The organism is Pseudomonas sp. RA_35y_Pfl2_P32 (genome assembly GCF_963970735.1).
Lineage (GTDB): Bacteria > Pseudomonadota > Gammaproteobacteria > Pseudomonadales > Pseudomonadaceae > Aquipseudomonas.
This window is the reverse complement of sequence record NZ_CAXAQF010000003.1, coordinates 246882-262575: the sequence shown is the minus strand read 5'-3', so window position 1 is coordinate 262575 and position 15694 is coordinate 246882. Positions and strand designations below refer to the sequence as shown.

Genomic DNA, 15694 nt, shown 5'->3' with positions numbered 1-15694 from the left:
GGCGTATTTCTTATTAGAGTGGTTGTGCGTCTTGGCGGCTGATCCTAGCTGCTGCTGAACGATCGATCAACAGCTCCCGGTCGGCAGGCAGAAACGTTGGCGACCGCCGGCCTGGAGCCCATCGACCCAGGCTTCACAAATCTGCATGCCCTGCTCCGGGCTGAAGGTCCCGGGGTTGAGTCCGGATTCCAGCCACAGGCCATCGAGCAAGGCGCTCAGGCCAATGGCCGCGAGGTCGGCGTCGAAGTGTTCCCAGCCCTCCTCCTCGGCCAGTTCGGCCAGCACCTTGCGCAAGATACCGCGGTACTCGCCATAGGAGTGTTCGTGGGCCAGGTTGATCGCCTCGGCGGTTTTCACCGCGCCCCAGAACGCCAGCCAGGCATCGATCAGTTGCGGGTCCAGCAGTTCGGCGGAAAACGAGCCACGAAAGAACGCCGACAAGCGCTCCCGCGCAGACGGTGCGGCCTGCTCCATGGCCTCGCGCAGCAGGCTCATGACCCGCCCGGTGATCGCCATGTAGGCCTCGGCCACCAGTTCGTCCTTGCCCGAATAGTGATGGCTGATCAGCCCCACCGAGACTCCCGCCTCAGCGCAGATCTTGCGAATCGACGCGCCCTGGAAGCCATGGCGCTTGAGGCACACCAGGGTCGCTTCGATCAGATTGGCCTTGCGCAGCTCCGGCTCCATGCGAGAAAAACGGGCTTCCTGACTCATCGGCGACTCTCTCCTTGGATCGATCATGGGGGCCTCTGCACCGGCCCAGCGTTGAACGACTGTACAGCAAGAGTGCGGCCCGTCTCCAGCCTCAACCGCGTTCAGTCGCGATAGCCCGGGGCAATGCGCTCGAGCAGGCGCACCATCGCCGCCCAGGCCAGTTGCATGGCATCCGGGTCGCTCAACTGACCGTCTTCAAGCGGCCGGGCGGGGTCATTGAACTGGCGCTCGGTGTGTGCGCAGACCTCGTGGGGCGGCAGCACCAATTCGCCACAGGCCTGGGCCGCCAATTGAATCTCGCAGGCCTTTTCCAGGTAGTACATGCGCAAGAACGCCTGGGCCACGGTTTTGCCCACGGTCAACAGGCCATGGTTGCGCAACATCAACACCGGCTTGTCCGCCAGGTCGTGCACCAGCCGCTGCTGCTCGCTCAGGTCCAGCGCCACGCCTTCGTAGTCGTGGTAGGCGACCCGGCCGTAGAACTCCATGGATATCTGATTGACCGGCAACAGCCCGCACTGCAAGGCGGCCACCGCACAACCGGCGCGGGTGTGGGTGTGCAGCACGCACTGGGCGTCGTCGCGGGCACCGTGGATGGCGCTGTGGATGACAAAGCCCGCCGGGTTGACCGGGTACGGCGACGGCTCCACGGCCTGCCCGTGGAGGTCGATTTTCACCAGGTTGGAGGCGCTGATTTCATCGAACATCAGCCCGTAGGGGTTGATCAGGAAGTGGTGCTCGGGCCCGGGCAGGCGCACCGAGATATGGGTGAAGATCAGGTCGGTCATGCGAAAGTGCGCGATCAATCGATAGCAGGCCGCCAACTCTTCACGCAGGCGCTGCTCGGTGGCGCTGCGCGCGGCAGTCGCACCCGGTGGGCTGACAAATGGCTTCATGGGCGAGGTTCTCCAGGCAGATGGCTGGGCAGACAGTAAGGCTGGACGGGGCAAGCGTCCAGCCAGTGGGCTTACTTGCTGGCCCAGGCGTTGAAACGCTCTTCCAGTTCCTCGCCGTGGTCGACCCAGAAGCCGACGTCCATCGACAGCGCCCCCTTGAGGTTCTGCGGCGCGGTCGGCACCCAGCGTGCGAGCGAAGCATCCAGGCGTGCGGCGGCCTCGGTATTGGTCGGGCCATAGGGAATCTGCTGCACGTACTTGACCTGGGCATCGGGCTGATTGGCGAAGGCGATAAAACGCTTGGCCTGATCGACATGCCGGGAGCCCTTGATGATCGCCCAGTAGTCCATGCCGTACAGGCTGCCCGGCCACACCAGGCCCAGGTGACTGCCACCCTGGGCCGCGGCGGCAATCCGGCCGCTGTAGGTGGAGGTCATGACCACGTCGCCGGCGGCCAGCCATTGCGCCGGTTGTGCGCCGGCCTCCCACCACTGGATATGGGGCTTGAGTTCGGTGAGCTTGGCGAAGGCGCGGTTGACTCCCGCAGGTGTGCCCAGGACCTGGTAGACATCCTCGACCTTGACCCCGTCGGCCAACAAGGCGAACTCCAGGTTGTACACCGCCCGCTTGCGCAGGCCGCGCTTGCCGGGGATTTTCTGCACGTCCCAGAAATCCGCCCATGAGGCCGGGGCCTGGGCCAGCTTGTCGGTGTCATAGGCAATCGCCACGCTCCACACCAGCGCGGCGGACCCGCACGCCTGCGCGGCCTCGGGAATCAACTGCGCAGCGTGCCCCAGTTGCGTCCAGTCCAGGCGCTCGTACATGCCCTCTTCGCAGCCGCGCATCAGGTCCGGGCCTTCGATCTGCACCACGTCCCAATCGACGTTGCCGGTGTCGACCATCACCTTGATCCGGGCCATTTCGCCGTTGTATTCACTCTGGATCAGTTGGCTCCGGTCCTGCGCACTGAAGGGTTGGAAAAACGCCACGTCCTGGGCTTTCTGTCCGGCGCCGCCGTAGCCGACCACCACCATGTCCGGTGCCGCCTGAGCGCTGCCCAGGCCCATGGCCAGGGACAACAGCAAGGGATAACGAGGGAGCGTGAGTCTATTGGATTTCATCTAGGAGTCCTCGTGCAGGTGCCACCCGGACCAAGGCCGGCGTGACCCATTTTTATTGTTGTGAGGTTCGCCCCAGGAGCGGGCGCCAAACGAAAGTACTGCAAGCCTTAGTAAAAAAACAAGTTGATTTTTTACTGCCGGTAAATTTCTATAGGGCAATAATAACAACGCCGAAGCACGGCCTTTCGGCTTCAGCCTGCCTGGAGTAAGCGCACCATGCCGACCTCGTCCCCCGCCTTTGCCCACCTGTTCGAGCCTTTGCCGATCCGTGGCAAGCGCCTGAAAAACCGCATCATGTCCAGCGGCCACGACACCTCGATGCCGACCGACAACCTGGTCAACGCGCAACTGATCGCCTATCACCGGGCACGGGCCGAAGGTGGGGTCGGGCTGATCGTGCTGCAGGTGGCCGGGGTCCACGACAGTGCGCGGTACACCTCCCATGTGCTGATGGCCACGGACGATGCCTGCATCGAGGGCTACCGCGCACTGGCGCAGACCTGCCACGAGCATGGGACCCTGGTGCTGTCGCAGATTTTCCACCCGGGGCGGGAAATCATGGAGTCCAGCGACGGCCTGCTGGCCGTGGCCTACAGCGCCTCGGCGGTGCCCAACGAGCGCTTTCGGGTGATGCCACGGGCCCTGGACCAGGCCATGATCGATGAGATCGTCGCCGGTTATGCGGCGGCCGCGCGCCGCCTGCATCAGGCCGGGATCGACGGCGTCGAGGTGGTCGCCAGCCATGGTTACCTGCCCGCGCAGTTCATCAACCCCCGGGTCAACCGGCGCACCGATCACTACAACGGCGACCTCGAACAGCGCCTGCGCTTCCTGCGGGAAGTGATCGCCGCGGTGCGCGCCAGCACCGATGAACAGTTCATCATCGGCCTGCGCATTTCGGCGGACGAGCGTGATCCCGAAGGCTTGAGCGAAGACGAATCCCTGGCCAGCGTGCAAGCGCTGCAAGGGCAGCTGGACTACGTACACATCGTCGCCGGCACCTCGGCCTCCCTGGGTGGCGCGGTACACATTGTGCCGCCGATGGCCATCGAAGCGGCCTACCTGGCCAAGGAAGCCGGGACCTTCAAGGCGGGCCTGAAGATTCCACTGTTCGTCACCGGCCGGATCAACCAGCCCCAGGAGGCCGAGCTGATCCTGGCCCGGGGTCAGGCCGATGTCTGCGGCATGACCCGTGCGCTGATCTGCGACCCGCAAATGCCCAACAAGACCGACACCGGGCGCGCCGAAGACGTGCGTGCGTGCATCGCCTGCAATCAGGCGTGCATCGGCCACTTCCACAAGGGCTTGCCGATTTCCTGCATCCAGCACCCGGAAACCGGCCGCGAACTGATCTACAGCCAACACCCGCCCGCGACCCGGCGCAAGCGCATCATGATTGCCGGCGGTGGTCCGGCCGGGATGAAGGCCGCAGCGGTGGCCGCCCAACGCGGGCATGAGGTGACGCTGTATGAAGCCAGCGCGCAACTCGGCGGCCAGGTGCTATTGGCCCAACTGCTGCCGCGCCGCGCCGAGTTCGGCGGAGCCAGCACCAACCTGCAGCGCGAGATGCAGCTGGCCGGGGTCCGCGTGGTGCGCAACACCCGGGTCGACCGGGCACTGGTGGAGCAGGAACAGCCCGACCTGGTGATCATCGCCACCGGCGCCGAACCCTATTGGCCGACCTTCGAACGTGGCGGTGATCTGCCGGTGGTCGACGCCTGGCAAGTGCTCAAGGATGAGGTGGCAATCGGGCGTTCGGTGGTGGTGGTCGACTGGCGCTGCGACTGGATCGGCCCGGGCATCGCCGAGCGCCTGGTACGGGCCGGGCATCAGGTCCAACTGGCGGTCAACGGCACCCATTGCGGGGAAAACCTGCCGCTGTATGTGCGTGACCAACTGGCCGGCGAACTGCACAAGCTTGGCATCCCGATCACCCCGTATGCCCGGCTCTATGGCTGCGACGACAACACGGTGTACCTGCAACACACCGCCAGTGGCGAGCCCATGCTGCTGGAGAATATCGACACCCTGGTGTTGTGCCAGGGCCACCAACCCGTGGACACCCTCGGGGCCGAACTGCAAGGGCTAGTGGAGTTTCGCCGGATCGGTGACTGCCTGGCACCGCGCACCGCCGAAGAAGCGATCTACGAAGGCCTGAAAGTCGCCTGGGAGCTTTAAGCCTGTTTATACTCCGGGACTTTAGGTTTTGGCTTGAACGCAAATCCGCGATTTTAACTGTAGGAGCGAGCTTGCTCGCGATGACGGTAGCAGGATCAACATTGGCGTTGATTGAGCTGCCGCCATCGCGAGCAGGCTCGCTTCTACAGCGACCGCGCTCAAGCCCCTCCCGGTCTGGAATTCACCATGAGCAACAGCAACACGCCTGCGCCCGACATCGCCAGCGCTGCGCCGCATTTCCTCGGCACGCGGATTCGCGGCCTGCGCAAACGCCGGGGCATGACCCTGGCGCAGTTGGCACAGTTGAGTGAATTGACCGCCGGCTACATCAGCCAACTGGAACGCAACCTCGCCTACCCGTCGATCCCGGCGCTGTTCAACATCGCCCGCAGCCTGGGCGTGACCATCCAGTGGTTCTTCGCCAGCGAAGTCCCCACCGCCCCCGAAGACCAGGGCGTGGTGGTACGCAAGAACAGCCGCCTGAGCGTGCACTACGAAGACGGCATCGTCGACCACCTGCTCACCCCCCAGCCCAACCGCCAACTGGAAATGCTCCACTCGCGTTTCCCACCCGGCACCTACAGCCAGCAAAGTTACAGCCACGACGGCGAAGAAGCCGGCTACCTGCTGTGCGGCAGCTTCGAGTTATGGGTCGGCGATCGGCATTTCCTGCTCAGCGAAGGCGACAGCTTCAGCTTCTCCAGCCAAGAGCCGCACCGCTACGGCAACCCCGGCGAGGTGGATGCGGTGGTGATCTGGGTGATTACGCCGCCGACGTTTTAACGCCGCCCTCGCCCACTCGTTGCTGTCGCCCCGGCGCGTTTGAGGGTGTCGCTCGGCAGTTCCTTGAACAACGCCCGGTAGCTGCTGGAAAAACGCCCCAGGTGCCAGAATGACCAGTGCATCGCCACTTCGGCCACGGTGGTTTGGCCGGGGTGGCTGCCGAGCAGTTCGCGGCGGGCGCTGTTGAGGCGGCGCAGGCGCAACCATTGGGTCGGGGCCATGCCGGTGTAGGTCTTGAAGGCGTGTTGCAGCTGGCGCAGGGACACCCCGGCGACCTGGGACAGTTCCAGCAGGTTGAGCTGTTCTTCCGGGGTATCGGCCGCCCACTCGCCCACCCGCGTCATGATCACCCGCTCCCCTGCCCGACGCTGCAATGCGCCCTGGTCGAGGCAGACGCAGGCGTGGTCGAGAATGAACAGGCAGTCGTCCAGCAGTTGCTGGGTCAGGGCATCCCGGCTCGGTGGGTCGATGGCCTGGGACAGCCGGGTCAGGGTGCCGCTGAGCCAGCGGCTGAACAGCGCGTTCTGCTGCGAATTCAGTGGCGCCATGAACAGGCCTTCCAAGCGTTCGATGCCAACGCCTTGGCGCTGCAGGAACTGCGGGCCAAAGACCACCGCCACTTCCTGGTAGTTCTCCGGGGTGATCCAGATGTTGCGGCTTTCGCCGTTGAGCACATAAAGCGCGTTGTCGCTGCGGTCGAAACAGAACGCCAAGGCCCCCGGTGGCGCGCTGAAGTTCTGCTCGACCCGGGTGTTCATGCACTCTTCGTAAATCTCGACCCCCTGCAAGTCCAGATAGCGCACCAGGCCGGCGAAGTGACCAGGCGACATCTGCTGGTAGTGCTGCACCCACCCAGGGGTCGCGCGTATCTGGTCGGCGACGTCTGCGGTGTTGAAAGCCTGCACATGCAAGGGACTTGGCGCTGTCATGGGGAGATCCGCGCGCACTCTTTTGGTGCGCTTTAGGGCTGGTGAAAGTGGATAGATGGAACCGTAACGCTGGCCCAAGATAGTCGCCAACGCGCTACAGGGGAAGTCTCTGTGTACAGCAAGCCTGACTCTGGCGCGGATAAAACCAATAACGAGGTCTTTATGAACGCCCCTTTCGATCAGCTCTCCACCTGGCTGAAAGATCACAAGATTACCGAAGTCGAATGCGTGGTCACTGACCTGACCGGTATCGCTCGCGGCAAGATAGCGCCCACCAACAAGTTCCTGCATGAGCGAGGCATGCGCCTGCCGGAAAGTGTGCTGTTGCAAACGGTAACCGGGGACTTTGTCGACGACGACATCTACTACGACCTGCTGGACCCGGCCGACATCGACATGGTGTGCAAGCCGGTGTCCGACGCGGTCTACGTGATTCCATGGGCGATCGAACCCACTGCGATCGTGATCCACGACACCTTTGACAAGTTCGGCAACCCGATCGAGCTGTCGCCGCGCAACGTGCTCAAGAAAGTCCTGCAGCTGTACACCGACCAAGGCTGGAAGCCGATCGTGGCCCCGGAAATGGAGTTCTACCTGACCCAGCGCTGCGAAGACCCGGACTTGCCACTCAAGGCACCGCTGGGCCGCTCGGGCCGTGCCGAAAGCGGTCGCCAGTCGTTCTCCATCGATGCCGCCAACGAATTTGATCCGCTGTTCGAAGACGTCTACGACTGGTGCGAAGCCCAGGGCCTGGACCTCGACACGCTGATCCACGAAGACGGCCCGGCGCAGATGGAAATCAACTTCCGGCATGGCGACGCGCTGGACCTGGCCGACCAGATCACCGTGTTCAAGCGCACCCTGCGCGAAGCGGCGCTCAAGCACAACGTCACCGCCACCTTCATGGCCAAGCCGATCGGCGATGAGCCCGGCAGCGCCATGCACCTGCACCAGAGCGTGGTCGAGATCGCCACCGGCAAGCCGATCTTTGCCAACGAAGACGGCGGTATGAGCGAACTGTTCCTGCACCATATCGGTGGCCTGCAGAAGTACATTCCCAAGCTGCTGCCGATGTTCGCCCCCAACGTCAACTCGTTCCGCCGCTTCCTGCCGGACACCTCGGCGCCGGTCAACGTCGAATGGGGCGTGGAAAACCGCACCGTCGGCCTGCGGGTGCCGACCTCCAGCCCAGAGGCGATGCGCGTGGAAAACCGCCTGCCCGGCGCCGACGCCAACCCCTACCTGGCGATCGCGGCCAGCCTGTTGTGCGGCTACCTGGGCATGGTCGAACGCGTCGAGCCGAGCGCCGCCGTCGAGGGGCGGGCCTACGAACGACGCAACCTGCGCCTGCCGATCACCATCGAAGACGCCCTGGCACACATGGAGAACTGCCCGACCATTGAACGCTACCTGGGCAGCAAGTTCGTGCGCGGCTACGTCGCGGTGAAACGCGCCGAACATGAAAACTTCAAGCGCGTGATCAGCTCCTGGGAGCGCGAGTTCCTGCTGCTGAGCGTCTGATACCGAAGGTGGGGCGAGCCTGCTCGCTCCTACAAAAGGTCCTACACATCGAAAACAATGATTCTAAGAGGTGTCGAATGCGTCTATTGAAATCCGTGGTTCCCGCTGCCCTGGCGCTGTTGTGCAGTGCCGTTGCCCACGCACAGCCCAGTGTCAGCGTGTACAACTGGACCGACTACATCGGCGAAACCACCCTCGCCGACTTCACCGCCACGACCGGGGTCAAGGTTATCTATGACGTGTTCGACTCCAATGAAACCCTGGAAGGCAAACTGCTCGCCGGTCGTACCGGCTACGACGTCGTGGTGCCGTCCAACCACTTCCTGGCGCGCCAGGTCAAGGCCGGGGCCTTCCTCAAGCTCGACCGCGAGCAGTTGCCCAACTGGAAGAACCTGGACCCGAAACTCTTGACCCTGCTGGAACAGAACGACCCCGGCAACGCGCACTCGGTGCCCGACCTGTGGGGCACCAACGGCATCGGCTACAACGTCGACAAGATCAAGCAGGTGCTGGGGGTTGACCATATCGACTCATGGGCGGTGATGTTCGAACCCGAGAACCTGAAAAAACTCAGTCAGTGCGGCGTGTCGATGATGGATTCGGCCGATGAGGTGTACCCGGCCATCCTCAACTACATGGGCCTGGACCCGCGCAGCGAAAAAGTCGAAGACTACAAAAAGGCCGAAGCCAAGCTGCTGACCCTTCGGCCCTACATCACCTACTTCCACTCCTCCAAGTACGTCTCGGACCTGGCCAACGGTGATATCTGCATCGCCTTCGGTTACTCCGGCGATGTGTTCCAGGCCGCCAACCGGGCCAAGGAAGCGAACAACGGCGTGAACATCGCCTACACCATTCCCAAGGAAGGCAGCAACCTGTGGTTCGACCTGCTGGCGGTACCGGCCGACGCCGGCAACCCCGAGCAAGCCTACGCGTTCATCAACTACCTGCTGGACCCCGAGGTCATTGCCAAGGTCAGCGCCACCGTCGGCTACGCCAACCCGAACCCGCCCGCCAAGCCATTCATGGACGCCGAACTGGTGAACAACCCTGAGGTCTACCCGCCCCAGGCGGTGCTCGACAAACTGTACATTTCCACCACCCCGACGCCAGAAATCATGCGCCTGATGACTCGCTCGTGGAGCAAAGTGAAGTCCAACAAATGAACCAGGCCACTCAATTCAACCCGGACACCGAGCACGCCCGCTCCTACTACGCCGCCAGCGCCAAGGGCATGCGCCAGCGCCCGGCGCTGGCCGCGGACCTGGAGGCGGACGTCTGTGTGATCGGCGGCGGTTTTACCGGGGTCAACACCGCCATCGAACTGGCCCAGCGCGGGCTCTCGGTGGTCCTGCTGGAAGCTCGGCGGATCGGCTGGGGCGCCAGCGGGCGCAACGGCGGGCAACTGATCCGCGGCGTCGGCCATGACGTCTCGGGATTTACCCGCTACGTCGGCGAGGACGGCGTGCGTTACCTGGAGCGCGCGGGGATCGAATCGGTGCAGGTGGTGGCCGAGCGCATCCGCCAGCACGGCATCGACTGCGATCTGCGGTGGGGCTTTTGCGAGCTGGCCAACACCGCCGCGCAGTTTGCCGCGTTCAAGGCCGAGCAACAGAGCCTCCAGGACCAGGCTTATGCCCACGAGACCCGGCTCGTGGCGCCGCAGGACATCGACCAGGTGGTCAATTCCAAGGTCTACGCCGGGGGGCTGGTGGACATGGGCTCGGGGCATCTGCACCCGCTGAACCTGGTGCTCGGCGAGGCACAAGTGGCCGAGTCCCTGGGGGTGCGGATCTTCGAGCACAGCCCGGTGCTGGAGATCCTTCACGGCAGCACGGTCAAGGTGCGCTGTGCCAGCGGCTCGGTGCGTGCCGGCACGCTGGTGCTGGCCTGCAACGCCCACCTGGAGGAGCTGGAGCCCAAGCTCAGCGGCAAAGTGCTGCCCGCCGGCAGTTACATCATCGCCACCGAACCGCTGTCGCAGCAGGCGGCGGATCGGTTGATCCCGCAAAACCTGGCGCTGTGTGACCAGAAAGTCGGCCTGGACTACTACCGGATGTCGGCGGACCGGCGCTTGCTGTTTGGCGGTGCCTGCCATTACTCCGGGCGGGACCCGGCGGACATCAGTGCCTACATGCGCCCACAGATGCTCAAGGTGTTCCCGCAGTTGGCCGATCTGCGCATCGACTTTCAATGGGGCGGACGCATCGGGATATCCGCCAACCGTTTCCCGCAGATCGGCCGCCTGCCGGCGCACCCGAACGTGTATTACGCCCAGGGCTATTCCGGCCACGGCCTGAACGTCACCCATTGGTGCGCACGCCTGCTGGGTGAAGCGATCCATGCCGGACACAGCCAGGGCTTCGACGTGTTCAGCGCGGTGCCACACCTGACCTTCCCCGGTGGCCGCGTATTGCGCACCCCGCTGCTGGCACTGGGCATGGCCTGGTATCGGATGAAAGAGATGCTCGGCTGATGGGCTGGGCAATGAACCTTTTGTCCTGCCAGCAAAACTTGTAGGAGCGAGCGCCCGCTTGCGGCTTGCTCGCGAAAAACCCGAGAGCACCGCGTTGAATCAGGAGAAACGCGTCATCATTGACGTCCATCGCGAGCAAGGCTCGCTCCTACAGTGTGGTTTGTTTGAGGACCCTGCCCCATGCCCGGCATCGAACTGTTGCGCGCTCAGCGCGATGAACTGGACTGCATCGAGAACCTGATGCAGTTCTACCTCTATGACTTCAGTGAGTGGCTGCCGCTTGCGTTTGCCGAGCGCGGCCTGTTCAACGTGCAACTGCCGCCCGACTATTGGCGCAAGCCTGCCACCCAGCCATTCCTGATCCGGGTGGACGGGGCATTGGCCGGTTTTGTCACGGTGGACGATACGGCGCACCTGGCGGGCGTGCAGTTCAACATCAGCTATTTGTTCGTCAGCCGTCGCTATCGCGGCCAGGGCGTTGGCCGCCACGTGGTGGGTGCCCTGTTGCGCCAGCTTCCCGGCTGCTGGCAGGTTTTCCACCTGGACGCCAACCTGGTGGCCAAGGCGTTCTGGGCCAGGGTCATCCCGGCGCTGGGCGCAAGCGAATTGAGCCAACACCGGTTGCCGGTGGACGGTTACCCCTGCACCTTGTTCACGTTCCGGGTCCACTGACGGCTTGGGCTTCAGGCACGACCGCTGACCGACCACCAGCGTGGTAGCAACTGCTGGACCTTGGGTTCGGCGAATCGATCATCGATCAACATCACCAGCCCTTGATCCTGCTGGGTGCGAATCACCCGGCCGGCGGCCTGCACGACTTTCTGCACGCCGGGAAACAGGTAGGTGTAGTCATAGCCGTCGCCGAAAATCGCCGCCATGCGTTGCTTCAACTGCTCGTTGACCGGGTTCAGCTGTGCCAGGCCCAGGGTGGCGATGAAAGCACCTATCAGCCGCGCCCCGGGCAAGTCGATGCCTTCGCCAAACGCCCCGCCCAGTACGGCAAAACCGATGCCCTGGCTATCCGCGGTGAACTGCTCGAGAAATCCCTGGCGACTGCGTTCGTCCATGCCCCGGGACTGCGACCATTGCTGGATGTGCGGGTGATTGTGGGCAAACAGTTGGGCCACCTGTTGCAGGTAATCGAAGCTGCTGAAAAACGCCAGGTAGTTGCCGGGGCGCTCACTGAACTGGCGCGCCATCAATTCGACGATGGGGGCCAGGGAAGCCTGGCGATGGACAAACCGCGTGGAGATCTGGCTAACGATCTGCACCTTGAGCTGGTCGGCATGAAACGGCGACTCGACGTCGATCCACACCGTCTCCGGCATCAGCCCCAGCAGGTCGCGGTAATAGCGCTGCGGGCTGAGGGTCGCGGAAAACATCACCACGCTGCGCGCCGCAGTCAATCTGGGCCGGATAAAGCCGGCCGGCACCACGTTGCGCAGGCACAACTGCGCCAGGCTGCGCTGGCCACTGGACTGGCGCTTGCTGATGTCGAACACGAACTGCTGATCGAACAGCTCCGCCACCCGGCAGAACTGCAGCGCATCGAAATAGAAACGCTGCACCTCGGCGTCCAGCCCTTGCGGGTGGTCGTTAAGGTAGTCGCCGATGGCCGCGGAGCACAGCGCCAGCGCCTGCAACAGTTTGTCCGGCGCCTTGGCATACGCCTGGTAGGGGCTGGTCTGCTCCTTGTGCAGCGCATTCCATTCTCGGTTGACCCGCTGCAGGCTTTTCTTCAGGACCTCGGGGGCGATTTTGCGCATAGCGTTGAAGCTGAACTGATCCAGGCTGGCGCTGTACATCTGCCGCCCGCGCTCCACCAGGTTGTGGGCCTCGTCCACCAGCACCGCCAGTTGCCACTGGTTGGCCTGGGCCAGGCCGAACAGCAGCGCGCTGAGATCAAAGTAGTAGTTGTAGTCGGCGACCACCAGGTCGGCCCAGCGCGCCATCTCCTGGCTCAGGTAGTAGGGGCATACCTGATGTTGCAGCGCGACCTGGCGCAAGGCTGCCTGATCGAGCAGGGTCACCTGGCTGGCCGCCTGGCGCGCCGCCGGCAAGCGGTCATAAAATCCCTGGGCCAACGGGCAGGACTCACCGTGGCAGGCTTTGTCCAGGTGCTCGCAGGCCTTGTCCCGGGCGACCATTTCCAGCACCCGCAAGGGCAGTCCCGGGGCGCTGTCGACCAGCACCTGCGCGGCATCCAGCGCCAGTTTGCGCCCTGGGGTCTTGGCCGTGAGAAACAGCACCTTGTCCAGTTGCTGGGGTGCCAGGGCCTTGAGCATCGGGAACAAGGTGCCGAGGGTCTTGCCGATCCCGGTGGTGGCCTGGGCCATCAGGCAGCGCCCGGTGCTGACCGCCTTGAACACCGATTCCGCCAGGTGACGCTGGCCTGGGCGAAAGTCCGGGTGGGGAAAACGCAGGGCCTGTGCGGCCTGGTTGCGTGCCTCGCGATGGGCCAATTCCTGCTCGGCCCAGGCCAGGAACAACCCGCACTGCTGGTTGAAGAAGATCTCCAGCTCCAGCGCGCTGCAGGCGTGCACCAGGCTGGTCTCCTGCTCGCTGACAATGTCGAAATACACCAACGCCAGATTGATCTCGGCCAGGTGCAACTGCTGGCACAGCAACCAGCCGTAGATTTTCGCCTGGGCCCAATGCAGTTGCCGGTGGTTGGCCGGCATACGCGCCAGGTCACCGCGGTAGGTCTTGATTTCTTCCAGGCGGTTCTGCGCCGGGTCATAACCGTCTGCCCTGCCCCGGACGCTCAACTGTCGGTACTGGCCTTGCACGGCCACTTCGCTCTGGTAGCCCGGACTGCGCCGCGCAGCCACGGTGCGATGCCCGACGATGCCCTCCAGGGCTGTGGGGGATGGGGTAAAGCGCAGGTCGAGGTCGCCGCTCTTGGCGGTGAACTCACACAGGGCACGCACCGCGATGCTGTAGCTCACTCGGCAGGTAACGCCCACTGCACGTAGCACACGGCGATGGGCATCTGATGGGCGTGGCAGAATTCGAGCCAGCGCAACTGGTTATCCTGCAGGCGATCGCCAGGGCCCTTGACCTCGATCATCCGGTAGGTCTTTTGCTCTGGCCAGAACTGGATCAGGTCGGGCATGCCGGCGCGGTTGGCTTTTATGTCCTGCAACAGGCGATTGAACCAGTGCCTGAGGTGTTCCGGTGGCAGGCAGAGCAATGCCTGCTCCAGTAGCGCCTCGGTCACCGTCCCCCAGAACACGAAGGGCGATTGCACACCCGCCTTGGCGTGGTAGCGCTGGCGAATGGTCGCGGCATAACGGCCATCGTCCAGTTCGGCCAGGCAGGCCTGGAACAGTTCGGCGCGGCGGGCATGGAAATCCTCGCTCAGCAGGTCCACCGGCCCGCGCTGGAACGGGTGGAAGAACGCCCCGGGCAGCGGTGCAAAGATGGCCGGCCAGCAGAGCAAGCCGAACAATGAGTTGATCAGGCTGTTTTCAACGTAATGCACCGGTGCCGCCGGGTCATCCAGGTGGGCCTGGACATGAAACTCCACCGACAACGCCGGGTCGACGCGCAGCAGGTTGAGGTCCAGGCGTTCGACTTCACGCGGCTTGAGCCGGGGCGCCGGCGGCCCGCCGAGTTTGCGCCGCAAGCGCGGCAGCATTCGCAGCACCTGCTGCTGCTCGCCGGCACTTTGCGGTGCGAGCTCGGCCTGGGTCGCCAATTCCAGGGCCAGGGCATACTCGGCGCAGCGCTCCAGTACCCGGATCAGGCGCACCCTGGCGCCGGGGTAGTGGCATTGGCGATAGATGCCCAGCGCTGCCGGCCAGTCCGCCAGGCGCTCGCAGTGTTGCCCGAGCAGGAACAGCAGTTTGTCGCGGCGTCTGTGCAGCCAGGGGTTGGGACTGTCCAGGGCGTGAATCCGGGCCACCACCTGGCGCACATCTTCACCGCCTTCGAAGGCTTGCTGGCAGCCATGCAGGTAGAGAAATGCCTCGACGTCCTCACGGCAGCGCAAGCCCCGGGACTCGGCGCAGAACTCGACCTTCTCGTAGGTGTAGATGCCCAGGTCCGCGAGCACGAACTCCGACCAGTCCTGGTACAGGTTGCCGAAGAACATCAGGCGCAGGCGATCGCACAGCGCCATGATGGTCAGGCTCAGGAGCCGATCGTCCAGGGCCGGGTACCACTGCCGGAGGGGCTTGGGGTCGGGAAATGACTCACGCAAGGCGTCGAGCCAGGCGGATTTTTTCGCTTTGGGTTGGTCGATGGCCGCGCCGAAACAGGCGAGGATCTCCCCCTTGAGCAGCACCTCGAACAACTGGTCCAGGGTCAATGGCGCCTGATCGTCGATCCAGCCCAGCGCCAGCAACGGCTGCACCGCCAGCGCCGTCGCGCCGATTTCCGGGTACTGCAACTTGCCCAGGCGAAAGTGTTCGCCCTTGCGCATCACCATGCGCACCAGCAGCGCCTGGGAAGCCCGCGGCAATTGGCCGAAACGCTCGATGAACGCCTGCTCCCGGGGGCTCAGCACATCGGCATAACGCTGCTGCAGCCAGGCGAGTACCTGCTGAAAGTTATTCAGGTAGTAGAACGGATCTTCGAGCGGATTGACGGTCACAGATAGAAAGGGCCATGGTGAACGGATACTGGTTATGCATACAGATAGCAGTTCAGCCGCGCCGCTGGCAAATGGAAAAGGATAAATGGCCGGGTTTTGTCCGTCCCTTCTCCCTTGAAATGGCGTTTTTTCCAGCTTTTTCAGGGCCTAAGCGAACTTTCCCGAGATAAACGGGACCAAGGGCCGAGTGATATCGTGCCGATGATCGTCCATCAGGCCGATCGAGTGATTCTGGAATGAGAGGTTTTAGTATGAACATCCGTACGCTGTGCACGCCCCTGGCCATGGTCGCCCTGCTGGCGCTGGCAGGCTGCTCGACACAAACGGTGGTGACCCTGCAGAACGGCACCCAATACCTGACCGAAGACATGCCGGACACCACCCGTGACGACGGCTTTGTCGAGTTCAAGGATATTTCCGGCGCGACGGTCAAGGTCAAGGCGGATGATGTCGCCACCATCCGCAAGGAAAAGTAACGA

General features: G+C 63.7%; 13 protein-coding genes. 7 read left to right on the top strand and 6 right to left on the bottom strand.

Going from position 1 to position 15694, the window contains the following annotated elements:
• Nucleotides 1-66 precede the first annotated feature (66 nt).
• The 3 genes from AACY45_RS04715 to AACY45_RS04705 form a co-directional block, all read right to left on the bottom strand.
• A complete protein-coding gene (locus AACY45_RS04715; protein WP_166592620.1) occupies nt 67-714 on the bottom strand; it encodes a TetR family transcriptional regulator C-terminal domain-containing protein in 648 nt (215 codons plus the stop codon).
• 101 nt (nt 715-815) lie between these two features.
• Nucleotides 816-1610 (bottom strand): class II aldolase/adducin family protein, encoded by a 795-nt coding sequence (locus tag AACY45_RS04710; protein WP_339544380.1) that lies wholly within the window; start codon nt 1608-1610, stop codon nt 816-818.
• Between the two features lie 71 nt (nt 1611-1681).
• Nucleotides 1682-2731 carry an ABC transporter substrate-binding protein gene (locus AACY45_RS04705; RefSeq protein ID WP_339544379.1) on the bottom strand — a complete coding sequence of 350 codons (1050 nt, stop codon included), beginning with the start codon at nt 2729-2731 and terminating at the stop codon, nt 1682-1684.
• A gap of 216 nt (nt 2732-2947) precedes the next feature.
• Here AACY45_RS04705 and AACY45_RS04700 point away from each other — a divergent pair, with 216 nt between their 5' ends.
• Both AACY45_RS04700 and AACY45_RS04695 read left to right on the top strand, forming a co-directional pair.
• Nucleotides 2948-4909 (top strand): oxidoreductase, encoded by a 1962-nt coding sequence (locus tag AACY45_RS04700; protein WP_339544378.1) that lies wholly within the window; start codon nt 2948-2950, stop codon nt 4907-4909.
• A gap of 186 nt (nt 4910-5095) precedes the next feature.
• The gene (locus tag AACY45_RS04695; RefSeq protein WP_339544377.1) at nt 5096-5692 is read left to right on the top strand and encodes a cupin domain-containing protein; all 597 of its coding nucleotides are present in this window, start codon (nt 5096-5098) and stop codon (nt 5690-5692) included.
• Here AACY45_RS04695 and AACY45_RS04690 read toward each other — a convergent pair.
• A complete protein-coding gene (locus AACY45_RS04690) occupies nt 5689-6621 on the bottom strand; it encodes a helix-turn-helix domain-containing protein (protein WP_339544376.1) in 933 nt (310 codons plus the stop codon). The two genes, AACY45_RS04695 and AACY45_RS04690, sit on opposite strands and share 4 nt — an antisense overlap.
• A gap of 162 nt (nt 6622-6783) precedes the next feature.
• Here AACY45_RS04690 and AACY45_RS04685 point away from each other — a divergent pair, with 162 nt between their 5' ends.
• The 4 genes from AACY45_RS04685 (at nt 6784) to AACY45_RS04670 (ending at nt 11290) form a co-directional block, all read left to right on the top strand.
• On the top strand, nt 6784-8142 hold the full coding sequence (locus AACY45_RS04685) for a glutamine synthetase family protein (RefSeq protein ID WP_339544375.1): 1359 nt from the start codon (nt 6784-6786) through the stop codon (nt 8140-8142).
• 77 nt (nt 8143-8219) lie between these two features.
• Nucleotides 8220-9308 carry a polyamine ABC transporter substrate-binding protein gene (locus AACY45_RS04680; protein ID WP_339544374.1) on the top strand — a complete coding sequence of 363 codons (1089 nt, stop codon included), beginning with the start codon at nt 8220-8222 and terminating at the stop codon, nt 9306-9308.
• A complete protein-coding gene (locus AACY45_RS04675; protein ID WP_339544373.1) occupies nt 9305-10618 on the top strand; it encodes an NAD(P)/FAD-dependent oxidoreductase in 1314 nt (437 codons plus the stop codon). The genes AACY45_RS04680 and AACY45_RS04675 overlap by 4 nt, the downstream gene beginning before the upstream one ends.
• A gap of 180 nt (nt 10619-10798) precedes the next feature.
• Complete coding sequence (locus AACY45_RS04670; RefSeq protein ID WP_339544372.1) at nt 10799-11290, top strand: GNAT family N-acetyltransferase; 492 nt, start codon at nt 10799-10801, stop codon at nt 11288-11290.
• An 11-nt stretch (nt 11291-11301) separates the two neighbouring features.
• On the opposite strand, the gene AACY45_RS04665 is transcribed toward AACY45_RS04670, so the two are convergent.
• A complete protein-coding gene (locus AACY45_RS04665) occupies nt 11302-13566 on the bottom strand; it encodes an ATP-dependent DNA helicase (protein WP_339544371.1) in 2265 nt (754 codons plus the stop codon).
• On the bottom strand, nt 13563-15215 hold the full coding sequence (locus AACY45_RS04660) for a VRR-NUC domain-containing protein (RefSeq protein ID WP_339544370.1): 1653 nt from the start codon (nt 15213-15215) through the stop codon (nt 13563-13565). Before AACY45_RS04660 ends, AACY45_RS04665 begins: the two co-directional genes overlap by 4 nt.
• Nucleotides 15216-15466: 251 nt before the next feature.
• Between AACY45_RS04660 and AACY45_RS04655 the strand changes: the two genes are divergently transcribed.
• Nucleotides 15467-15691 carry a YgdI/YgdR family lipoprotein gene (locus AACY45_RS04655; RefSeq protein WP_339544369.1) on the top strand — a complete coding sequence of 75 codons (225 nt, stop codon included), beginning with the start codon at nt 15467-15469 and terminating at the stop codon, nt 15689-15691.
• The last annotated feature ends 3 nt before the right edge of the window (nt 15692-15694 follow it).